Raw genomic sequence first — 11,766 nt, 5'->3', positions numbered from 1 at the left:
GTCTGCCGAGCCCGACTGAGCGAGCCGAAAAGGCCGTCTCGTGTCAGGTCAGCCCGCCGAGCCCGACTGAGCGAGCCGAAAAGGCAGCCTCGTGCTGGAAAGTCGGCGAAAGTGCGTCGAGCCACCCGCGAGCGAGCCTTAAAGACTGTCTCATGTCAGGTCAGCCCGCCGAACCTGGCTGAGCGAGCCTAAAAGGCCGTCTTACGCCTCATGCTGTAACGATGTTTTTCACCGCTAAAGTATGGATTATGAGCTTAAGCCCGCCCCCCATATTCACTTTAATTTACAGTATGCAGCCCCATCAGATTCTCCCCTCCAGCTACTCTCACACCCCGCGCCTGCCCGTACTCACATTCACCTTAATCTACTACAGTATCCAGCCCCACCAAGTTCTCTCCCGCACCTGGATCCATCCGCCCGAGAGCATGGGGAGGCGGAGGCAAGACGGATAATCATCTCCCTCCCCAATAATCATCATCTCACATCCTAGAAGAACCAGGTCGAAATGAGTAAATGATTATTTCGGTACCTACCTAAGACCTTGTAACGTGGAACTTGTAGCAAACAAACATTTCACGGAGGTCTAACAAATATGAAGAGAAATTTCGTCTCGATACCGCTCGGCATTCTGCTCGTATCCAGCTTTGGGCTTGCAGCTTGCTCAGACGGAGGCAAGGCCACTCCTGCAGCTACGACGGCAGCAGCCGGGACAACAGCAGCACCAAAAGCAACGGCTGATACAACGCCAGCCTCGATCACCATTATGGCGCCACTGAACACAGCGCAAACGCCACCAGATACAATCATCAAAGAACTGGAAAAATTAACGAACACGAAGCTGACCTATCAATTCTTCCCGGCGGATACGTACGAGGAGAAGCTAAACACAACGTTCGCGACCGGTGCATTGCCGCAAGTGACGTACTTGAAAAACCAAGCGACTTTCATTCAAATGAAATCCGCCATCCGCGACGGCCAATTCTGGGAAATTGGTCCGCTGCTCAAAGACTTCCCGAATCTGAGCAAGCTGAAGTCCACAACGAATGACAATACAAAAGTAGACGGCAAGCTGTACACGCTATACCGTGGCGTAGATATCGCCCGCCAAGGTCTTATCTACCGCAAAGACTGGGCCGATAAGCTGGGCTTGAAGCCACCATCTAACATGGATGAGCTGTACGCGATGGCAAAAGCCTTCACGGAACAAGACCCTGATGGCAATGGCAAAAAGGACACCATCGGCCTAACAGACCGTAACGATCTTATCTACGGTGCCTTCAAAACAGCAGCAACTTGGTTAGGCGTTCCGAACAACTGGGGCGTGAAAGACGGCAAGCTGCAGCCGGAGTTCATGTTCCCTGAATATGTAAAGTCGATGGATTACTTCAAAAAGCTGCGCGACGAAGGCTTGATGAATAAAGACTTCGCAGCAACAAGTAAAACTGATCAACAAAAGCTGTTCACGAACGGTACGGCAGGGATGTACATCGGAGCTATGACAGACGTTTCGTCCCTGAACAAGGATCTGGTCAAAAACGTGCCGACAGCCGTCGTAGACGTACACAGCATGGTAGCAGGACCTGACGGCAAATTCGCTGCATGGGCGCTTCCAGGTTACGCGAACGTCGTGCTTTTCCCGAAATCTGCGATCAAAAACGAAGCTGAGCTGAGAAAAGTTCTCGCCTTCTTCGACAAAATGATGACGCCTGAAGTGGCGAACCTGGCAAACTGGGGCATCAAAGATGTCAACTACAGTGTAGTCGACGGCAAAGCGAAAAAGCTGGATGAAGAGAAATGGACACGTGAAGTGAAGCCGTTCACAGACGCAGCAATCGGCGATGAAGATACATCAGGAAGACTGCTTGGCATTCCAACGATTCCAGCTCAAGGCAAAGCGGATGAGCTGAAAATTGCGAATCTGAAGTTCGCCGTGCAAGACCCTGTGGCAGCGCTTGACTCCAAAACAAACTTGGAAAAAGGCGTTCAACTCCAAGACGTTATCAAAGATGCAACGAACAAATACATCTACGGAAGCATTGATAAGGCTGGATTCGATAAAGCCATCGAGGATTGGAAAAACCGCGGAGGCAACAAAATCATCGAAGAGTACAACGCCCTATACAAAAAATAAGCCGTGGACAGGAATCAAGGAAATCATACTGGTTTCTAATCGGGGAGGCTGCTGATGATCAGGGGCAGTCTTCTCGTTTTAGGAAACATCGGGAAAGGAAGAGAATTATGCAGGACGTACATGCGATGCAAAGTGTGGTGGAAAGGAAACAGAGCAGTGAGTTAGGCAGGCGGCTATGGAGGAACAAATGGATTTATGTCATGCTGCTGCCGGGGATTTTATATTTTATCGTGTTCAAATATGTTCCAATGTACGGATTGATCATCTCGTTCCAGAACTATAAGCCGTTCAAAGGGGTTAGCGGGAGCGAGTGGGTAGGTTTTGAGCATTTTCAGCGGTTGTTTACAGAACCGGATTTCTTAAATATTTTGAGCAATACGTTAATTTTATTTGTGATGAACATCCTGTTTTACTTCCCGATCCCGATCATTATGGCTTTGATGCTCAATGAGGTGAGAGGGGAATTTTTTAAGAAAACGTTCCAAACGATCGTCTATTTGCCGCACTTTATGTCTTGGGTCATCATCGTTTCGATCTCTTTCGTGATGTTGACGATGGACGGCGGGATTATTAACGACATTATTGAATATTTCGGATTTGAGAAAATCAATTTCCTGTTGGCTCCGGAATGGTTTAGACCGATGTATATTCTTCAAGTCATCTGGCGGGAAGCCGGCTGGGGGACGATTATTTATCTGGCAGCAATTGCCTCCATTGATCCGGGATTGTATGAGGCAGCACGTATGGACGGTGCAGGGCGTTTGCGCCAAATGTGGCACATTACGCTTCCGGCTTTGCGCAGTGTCATTATTGTTTTGTTAATTTTGAAAATTGGTGCGGTTCTCGAACTCGGTTTTGAACATGTGTACTTGCTGCTTAACTCTATGAACCGAAATGTTGCGGAGATCATTGATACTTATGTATATACAGCGGGTTTAAAACAAGGCCAATTCAGCTATAGCGCAGCGATCGGATTGTTCAAATCGTTCATCGGACTTGTTCTGGTGATGATTGTTAACCGCATTGCGAAAAAAATGGGCGAAGAAGGCGTGTACTAAGCAAGGCATAGAAAGGCAGGAGGGCTGCACCATGGTAGAGGATAGAACATTAGCCGGGCGAATGTTTAGCATCATTAACTATTTGCTCTTAACGATTATTGGTTTGATTACCGTGATTCCTTTTGTGCATGTTGTGGCGGGATCTTTTACGACCAGCGCGGAGATGGCGGCGAAGAAGTTCGTTATTATTCCGACAGAATGGAGTATTGAGGCGTACCGGTTTATTTTTTCGACGAATACGATTTTTAAAGCGATGGGCGTTTCTATTTGGACGACGCTGCTCGGAACGATCATTTCGATGTTCATCACAGCCCTTATGGCGTACGGCTTATCTCGCAGAGATGTGGATGGCCGCAAAGTGATCATGTTCATGGTTGTTTTCACGATGTTGTTCCACGGTGGTTTAGTGCCAACCTTCCTGGTTGTAAAAGAATTAGGGATGATCGACTCGTACATGGCCTTAATTTTGCCGTCGGCTGTTTCAGCGTTTAACTTGATTATTTTGAAAAACTTTTTCCAAAACATCCCGGAAGGTTTGGAAGAGTCGGCGAAAATCGATGGCTGCAGCGACTTCGGCATTTTGTTCCGCATTGTCTTGCCTTTGTCGATGCCGGCGATTGCTACGATTTCCCTCTTTTACGCGGTGACATACTGGAATACCTACCTGAGCGCAATTCTTTATCTGAACGAGAGCGCGATGTGGCCGATTCAAGTCCTTCTGAGACAAATTGTCGTTCTCGCAAGCGGAATGGATCACAGTGTGGATCTCGACAGCGTGACGCCGCCTCCGGCTCAATCGATCAAGATGGCGGTTATCGTTGTAGCGACATTACCAATCCTTGTAGTTTATCCGTTCTTGCAAAAGCATTTTGCGAAAGGCGCGATGATCGGTTCCATTAAAGGGTAAGAAAGGACTCCAACATGCAAATGTCTAAGCATATCGAAGAGATCCACGAGCTGCTTACGGAGATGGACGCTTTGTTTGCCGGGTTCCACGATTGGCTGTGGGGACAGCACGACGCGGAAAGCGGAGGTTTCTATTACGCAAAAAGTTCAAAGCAGCTGCCCGGTAGTGGTGGCGTTCCAGACATTGAATCAACGGCGCAAGCGCTCAATATTATGGAGCGCTTCGGCTTACTAAGCAGCCTGCCGGAAGAGATGAAGCGAGGGCTTATACGCTTTTTCCAGAAAAGGCAGGACGCTGTATCCGGGTATTTCTACGATGCGAATCCGCTGATGCGCGAAGATGAAGTGATGGTGGCGCGAGCCATCTCCTACAGCCGTAACGCGCTAAGGAAACTCGGCGGGCAGCCGTTGTATCCGCTGCCCTATGAGGCGAAGCAAGCACCGGCTTATATGGATTCGCCGCAAAGCTATCTGGCATGGCTGCAGTCGGTGCCGCTCGTGAACAGCTGGCGCGGCTGCGACCGGCTGTCTACCTCCAGCGTGTACGTGCGGCAGGTAGAGCCGGAGGAGCGCAGGGCGGCTTACGCGAAGACGGCGTTTGACTTCTTTGCGGAAAAGCAGGACCCGCATACCGGGTTATGGGGGGAAGGCTCCTATTATGTGCGGATATCGGGGACGTTCAAGCTGCACATTTTTTATGATCACTTCGGGGTTCCTCTGCCGCGCGAAGATCGTATTTACCAAAGCATTCTCACAGCGCTAAGGCAGGAGGAAGCAGCGGATATGTGTTATATCCGCAATCCAATTCACTTGCTTTCGTATATGAAGCTGTCGATTCCAGAGGAAGAGCTGCGTGAAATCATCCAGATTACGCTCACGAATATACGGAGACTGCTGCGCGCTGACGGTGGCTTTTCCCGTGAGCTTGCTCATTCTCCGACAGCGCCTAACGTCGCTCAGGTTAAGCCAGGCGAGTACTATCCCGACATGCCGAAGGCCGTCCACCTTGGCGGCGGCGAGGTCGAAGGCGATATGAACGCTGGGACGCAAGCGCTGCTAATTCGCTCTATTTGCCGCCAGTTGGCTGGAAAGCCATAAATCTATATAGGAATAGAGAGGGAAACTTACTATGACGGATATTTATGCAAAATCACCGATGGAATGGGCGCGAGCCGCCTGTGATTCCATTATGAGCCAGTATACACCGATGGAGCTGCCCCCTGCCGGGCGTTGGCATTATCATCAAGGTGTGTTTTTATGCGGGATGGAAATGCTTTGGGCCGCTGAAAAGGACGATCGCTACGACGCCTACATTCAGGCTTATGTAGATGGCCTGATTGACGATAATGGCAATCTCTACTTTGCCCGCGATGAGCTTGATGCCGTACAGGCCGGGCTTTTGTTATTCCGTTTGGAGGAGAAGACGGGACGCACGAAATACCGGATCGCTGCCGATAAGCTGAGAAGTCTGCTTAACACGATCAACCTGACGTCCGAGGGAGGGTATTGGCATAAAGACAAATATGCCTACAACATGTGGCTCGACGGTTTGTATATGGCGGGTGTCTTCTCGCTGAAATACGCGAATGCTTACGGTGATCACGCTCTGCGCGATACCGTGCTGCATCAAGAAGGACTGATGCGCAAATACATGAAAGACGACGCAACAGGGCTACTTTACCATGCTTGGGACGAAAGCCGCAAAATGCCTTGGGCCAACGCCGAAACCGGCTGTTCACCCGAGTTCTGGGGCCGTTCGCTGGGCTGGTACGGTCTTGCTCTCGCGCAGTTCCTGGATGAGCTGCCTGCGGATGAGCCAGGGCGCGAGGTGCTGGTGGACTCCCTGCGGGAATTCGTTCATGCCTTGATTCGTTACCAGGATACGGAGAGCGGACTATGGTATCAAGTCGTAGACAAAGGCGATCAACCGGATAATTGGTTGGAGTCCTCTTGTACAAGTCTGTTCGTCTACACGATTGCCAAGGCGGTTAAGCACGGGGTTGTCGGCGGGGAGTGTGCGGCTGCAGCAGTGAAGGGTTATGAGGGCTTGATTCGTACACTGAAATTCGATGGGCAGGAGCGGGTCATCCTGCCTTTGATCTGCATCGGTACGTCAGCCGGCGATTACGAAAACTACGTAACACGCCCAACTAGCGAAAATGACCTGCATGGCGTAGGGGCTTTTGTTATGGCTTGTGTGGAAGTCGAGTCTCTCGTTAAGCAGACGGTATAAGCATCTAAGAGAAACAGACGTAAGAGCAGAGCATCACCTGTTATTCGTCTGTTTCTTTCTCTTGTTATGTAAACGCATACATTTTAATTATCAGATAAAAGGAGAGATATAGCTTTGAATAAACGGCGTATGATTTCGGTCTTCATGTCTGTGATTTTGATGTTTTCGATGCTTCCGGTGGCGTTAGCTGCGGATGCAATTCCATGGGAATTTAGTGCCTTCGGCGCAGGGACTAGTAGTATAAATACACCAGTGCCAACCATGAATGCAGACGGTTCCGTTACCCTGTTAGCCAAAGACGGCAAACTGGCTAGCGCAGAAGAAGGGATATCTTATTATTTTAAAAAATTAGAGAAAGATGCCAACCTTGAGATTCGTGCAACAGCGACTGTCGTTAATTTTAATAGTAAAAATCCGCCATCCACACCCAATCAGAAATCGTTCGGGCTGATGCTGCGTGGAAGTTTTGCGCAAGGTAATGCCAAACAATCATCGAACTATATAGCCGTTGGAGGCATGGGGGATAAAGACAATACGCCGAATGTGGTGCAAGCTATTTATAAACAAGGCGTTAACGGGACTACTTCTGATGCTGCAAATACGAACAAGAAATTACTATTTAGCGGAGTGAGGGCTCCTGCACCTAAAGAGGTATATAACTTTAAAATCAAAAAATCCGGTGACGCTTTCGAGTTAACTGTCAATGGAGTCACACAAATCCTAGCAGTAGATCATCTATTTGATGGCAATGATCAGCTATACGCCGGGTTATATGTTGCCAGAGATGCAGAGATCACTTTCAGCAATTTTGACGTTAAAGTGGATGAGAGAGTCCCAAATCAGCTGAAATTGAATACAACTTCTATGAAAAAGGACTACTTTATCAAAGATAACCTCGACCTTGCTGGCTTAAAAGTAACAGCCGTGTATGCGGATCATCACGAAGAGGAGCTTTCGGTAGGAGATTATCTTGTGACGGGGTTTGATAACAGCGTGGTGGGAACGAATCTCATTACGATCCATTTCAACGGTCAAACGGCCACAATTCCTTTAAACATGAAGGACTTGGTTGTGACGGCCATGGATATCCGGTACAAGCCGGCCAAAACCGACTACTACCCGGAGGAATTCTTCGATCCGCAAGGCCTGACAGTGCTGGGGCAATTCAACGGAGGCGACGTTTGGTCCGAGATGGCCGATTCGCAATATGCAATTTCCCTTCCGCCAGCAGCTGCAACCGTATCGAATGCAACCTATACACTCAAGATACCGGGAACCCATACCGTTACGGTTAGGTCCACAGTAACATCAACCACCTATGCGACATTCGATGTCACAGTGAGAAACGCCCATCTAACGGGCCTGGACATCAAACAACTGCCGCAGAAAACCCAATTTTTCGTTGGCAAAATTTTCGATCCGGCCGGCTTGGTTGTAGAGGCGAAGTACAGCGATGCTTCAACCGTTAGATTATTGCGAAGCGACTACACAATTTCAGCCCCGGATATGTCGACGGCAGGTACGAAGGACATCACAGTTACTTATAAAAATGTGCCCGATCCCGATAAGACAGTTAAGTTTCCTATCCTAGTAAAACAGCAAACAATTACAGGAAGCCAGGTTACCGGATATCCGAAAACAACCTATGCGATTGGGGAGTCTTTTGACCCGGCAGGTATAGAGGTGAAAGCGGTTTATGACAGCGGAGATCAGGAGCCGTTGGCGGATGCCCAGCTTACGTTAGATACTTCAGCTTTTGACAGTACAAAAGCAGGTGTTTATCCCATTACGATTACGCCTGTAAATGCAGCCATTCCGCCGGCCGTGTTGCAAGTATCCGTCGTTGAACCTAGAGAGCACGAGTGGAAAGTCATCCGCTTCGGACAATCCACCTCAAACACGAACAATACGGTTACGGTCGTTGAGCCAGGTAAATCTGCTACACTTGTCGCTTTAGAAGGCGGCGGTAAAGTGACGGGCGACCACGATGGGATCAGCTTTTACTATACGGAGCTGGATGCGGTCAAAGACAACTTTGAATTATCCGCGGATATCAAAGTCGTAGCGTATGCCAAAGATCCGCATGACGGTCAAGAATCGTTCGGCATCATGGCCCGAGATGCGATCGGAACGGCCGGAGACTCCGCTGTATTTGCTTCCAACATAGCTGCTGTTGGCGGATACAGCGGCGGCACAACGAAGCAGAACGGTACGCAGTTGTTCGTCAGAACCGGCGTTACGGCACCGAATGGCACAGGCAGCCAAGGTGTCCAAAGCAAGATGTTGAGTGCGGTGAAACCAGCTCTCGCAAATACCATCCAGCGGCTAATTATAAACTGACGCTGACGAAAACGAACAGCGGCTTCACGGGTCGATTAAACTCCGATAAGGCCGAAGAGATTTTTGCGCCGGAAATTATGTCGGTGCAGGATGGCGACAAGATGTATGTCGGCTTCTTCACCGCTCGTCTGGCGACGATCGAAGTGAGCGGCATAGACCTGAAGGTGACCGCTGCGCAAACGGATGCGCCCAAGAAGGAGCATGCCCCGGAAGCCATCGATCCGGATATGAGCCTGACCGGGCTGACGAGAACTTCAACGACCGCGTATTCGTTTGGGCTGAAATCCAATGTCAGCGGTGTGGTGACAATCAAGCAAGGATCGAGCCTCCTTGCGCAAAATGCCCAAATTCAAGCGGGGCAGCCGCTAGTGCTTAATACAACGGTTACGGCTAACACGTATACCAACTTTAGCGCGGCTTTCGTGCCCGACGATACACAGTATTTGACGAACTACGGCAAAATCGTCAAAAACTTCACCGTCGATATGAAAACCTATGTGGATAACGGTGACATCTACGTATCGCCGGCGGGAACTGCGGGTGGAGACGGTGCAATCAACAATCCTCTCGATCTGGATACGGCCATTGATTACGTAAAAGCAGGCCAGACCATTAACCTTCTGGACGGCAGATATGTACGCAGCGCCAAGCTGGAGATCAAAAAAGGCAATGACGGCACGGCTGATGCCATGAAATCATTGGTCGCGGCGCCTGGGGCGAAGCCGGTGATCGATTTTGACAAGAAGACCGAAGGTGTCGTGCTTAGCGGGAATTACTGGCATGTGAAAGGCATTGATTTCACGAGGTCTGCGGGCAATACCAAAGGCTTTACGGTAGGCGGAAACCATAACATCGTGGAGCTTAGCCGGTTTTACGATAATGGCGATACAGGTTTGCAAATTAGCCGTACCGATGAGTCGGATTCGGATAAAACGCTTTGGCCGTCCTACAATCTCATTCTGAATTGTGAATCTTTTGATAATGTGGACCCTTCGAATAACAATGCCGACGGTTTTGCTGCAAAGTTGACTTCGGGCGTGGGCAACGTTTTCCGGGGAGATATTTCCCATAATAATATCGATGATGGATGGGATTTATACACGAAATCCGGGACGGGGGAGATTGGTCCTGTTGTCATCGAGGATAGCATTGCCTATCACAATGGAACATTAACGAACGGCACGGTAGGTGCAGGGGATAAAAACGGCTTCAAACTCGGTGGCGAAGGCATCCATGTGCCGCATGTGATCCGAAACAGCATTGCTTTTGGCAATGGCGCTTATGGCTTTGCGAGCAATAGTAATCCGGGAGTGCGCGCGGAAAGCGGGAATATCGCTTTTAACAATACCAAAGGCAATTTGAACTTTACGACGTACACGGGCATTCAAACCGATTTTCGGATCGATGGTTTTACTTCCTATCAAAAGGATTACACGGCAAAAGATAATTATCCGGCAGCTTTGAATTCTGACACCAACTATCTATTTGATGGCTCTAAAAGTATGAACAAATCGGGCACGCAGCTGACGGATGCGAATTTCGCGAGTCTGGTTCCTGCACTTCCGTATCAAAGAGACGCGGAGGGGAATATCATCAGGGGCAACTTCCTGAAGCTGGTTAGTCCGAGCCATTCATCCCTATCGGATTCAGGGGGCGGTTATTTTTCTGGCAGCGCATCTCCCGGCATCACGGTGAAAGAAGTAACGGGTGGTGTGGAGCTAATAGGAGTACCTACTGTAGCTACGATAGACGGGAAAAAAGTGTCAACATTCTCAATCGCAGCTGATCAATTAAATAAAGCAATCGACCTTCTGAAGAAAGCAAACGGGAATACGATTATTGCTGAAGTAAAAGGCGATGGAACTGTAGCTGCCGTGGAAGTGCCTGCAAGCTCGATAAGCGCAGGATTGCTGGCATCGCCGGATGCTGTGCTATCGGTTAGAGCTAATGGTGTCACCTACAATTTACCACTTAAAGCACTGGATGCGGAGGCTTTAGCTAAGAGTTTAGGGACAGATGCTGGTAATGTGAAAATTCACATTTCCCTTGAGCAGGTAACCGGTGCTGCTGCTGATCCAATTACAGCAAAAATGAAAGAAGCAGGCGTAACGCCGTTAGCCGCACCGGTAGAGTTCAGCATCGTTGCTGAGGGCAATGGCAAGAAGGTGGCTGTCACCGAATTCGGAAGTACCTATGTCACCCGAGTGCTGATCTTGTCGTCAGCGGTTGACGCTGATGAGGTGTCAGCCGTATGGCTGAATCCGGCGACAGGGGAGCTGACCTTTGTTCCGGCGATCTTTAACGTCGTTAATGGTCAAACGGAAGTCGTGATGAAACGTACGGGGAACAGTGTGTACGCTGTTGTTTCCTCGGATCAGACATTTGTGGATCTGACGGGTCATTGGGCCAAAGCGGATGTGGAGCTGCTGGCTTCCAAACTTGTCGTCAAAGGCGTTGCAGCTGGCACCTTTGCGCCAAACGCGTCCATTACGCGAGCTGAATTTGCAGCGCTGCTCGTTCGCGCACTGGGATTAAATGAAGCGGGCGCCAGCGCTTTCTCGGACGTACTTGCGAACAGTTGGTTCGCTGGGGCGGTTGGCGCTTCAGCAAAGGCCGGGCTGATTAAGGGCTTTGAAGATGGCTCGTTCGGGCCTGGTGAGCAAATCACGAGGGAGCAGATGGCCGTCATGATTACACGTGCCATGAAATTTGCCGGGCAGCAGCCTGCGGTAATGGACTTAGCTCAGCTGGATAAGTTTGGCGACAGTCCCGCCATTCATGAATGGGCTAGAGCAGCTGTCGCCGAAGCGGTTCGCGTAGGCATTGTGAACGGCGTAACGGATACGACGTTTGCTCCTGGCGCGTCTGCGACCCGCGGGGAAGCCGCTGTAATGCTGAAAAGATTGCTGCAGAAGCTGCAATTTATGAATTGAAAAGGCGCCCGCGAGGGCGTCTTTTTTTCGGATTAAGGCAGGTGGTGAGATGCTTACAGCACTGCAACTGCCTCTCTCATTGGATGAAATCCACTACGTTTGCATAAAACCTAACATGAAATATCTAGCCAAAACAAAAAAAGTCACCTATTGTAGAAAATGCAG

The 11,766-nt window shown here is 49.6% G+C and carries 7 protein-coding genes; all 7 read left to right on the top strand.

Annotated features, from left to right (window positions below; genetic code table 11):
• Positions 1-592 precede the first annotated feature (592 nt).
• Positions 593-2,131: an extracellular solute-binding protein gene (locus AC3WTJ_RS35105; RefSeq protein ID WP_492526188.1), complete on the top strand. Its 1,539-nt coding sequence runs from the start codon at positions 593-595 to the stop codon at positions 2,129-2,131.
• Between the two features lie 125 nt (positions 2,132-2,256).
• Positions 2,257-3,189, top strand: a complete 933-nt coding sequence (locus AC3WTJ_RS35100; RefSeq protein WP_407873180.1) for an ABC transporter permease — start codon at positions 2,257-2,259, stop codon at positions 3,187-3,189.
• A 31-nt stretch (positions 3,190-3,220) separates the two neighbouring features.
• A complete protein-coding gene (locus AC3WTJ_RS35095; RefSeq protein ID WP_127458688.1) occupies positions 3,221-4,096 on the top strand; it encodes a carbohydrate ABC transporter permease in 876 nt (291 codons plus the stop codon).
• Between the two features lie 20 nt (positions 4,097-4,116).
• Positions 4,117-5,193 (top strand): hypothetical protein, encoded by a 1,077-nt coding sequence (locus tag AC3WTJ_RS35090; RefSeq protein WP_492526186.1) that lies wholly within the window; start codon positions 4,117-4,119, stop codon positions 5,191-5,193.
• Between the two features lie 31 nt (positions 5,194-5,224).
• Entirely contained in the window at positions 5,225-6,328 is a 1,104-nt protein-coding gene (locus AC3WTJ_RS35085; RefSeq protein WP_492526184.1) for a glycoside hydrolase family 88/105 protein, read from the top strand.
• 114 nt (positions 6,329-6,442) lie between these two features.
• Entirely contained in the window at positions 6,443-8,668 is a 2,226-nt protein-coding gene (locus AC3WTJ_RS35080; protein ID WP_492526182.1) for a bacterial Ig-like domain-containing protein, read from the top strand.
• On the top strand, positions 8,665-11,601 hold the full coding sequence (locus AC3WTJ_RS35075) for a right-handed parallel beta-helix repeat-containing protein (protein WP_492526279.1): 2,937 nt from the start codon (positions 8,665-8,667) through the stop codon (positions 11,599-11,601). The genes AC3WTJ_RS35080 and AC3WTJ_RS35075 overlap by 4 nt, the downstream gene beginning before the upstream one ends.
• Positions 11,602-11,766 lie beyond the last annotated feature (165 nt).

The sequence above is a fragment of the Paenibacillus sp. FW101-FHT12H11 genome (assembly GCF_058790355.1).
The sequence above is the reverse complement of the archived record's forward strand: the minus strand, read 5'-3'. Positions and strand labels throughout refer to the sequence as shown.

Coding starts and splice junctions, on each gene's coding strand:
- AC3WTJ_RS35105 (WP_492526188.1), top strand. CDS start 593: ATGAAGAGAAATTTCGTCTCGATACCGCTCGGCATTCTGCTCGTATCC.
- AC3WTJ_RS35100 (WP_407873180.1), top strand. CDS start 2,257: ATGCAAAGTGTGGTGGAAAGGAAACAGAGCAGTGAGTTAGGCAGGCGG.
- AC3WTJ_RS35095 (WP_127458688.1), top strand. CDS start 3,221: ATGGTAGAGGATAGAACATTAGCCGGGCGAATGTTTAGCATCATTAAC.
- AC3WTJ_RS35090 (WP_492526186.1), top strand. CDS start 4,117: ATGTCTAAGCATATCGAAGAGATCCACGAGCTGCTTACGGAGATGGAC.
- AC3WTJ_RS35085 (WP_492526184.1), top strand. CDS start 5,225: ATGACGGATATTTATGCAAAATCACCGATGGAATGGGCGCGAGCCGCC.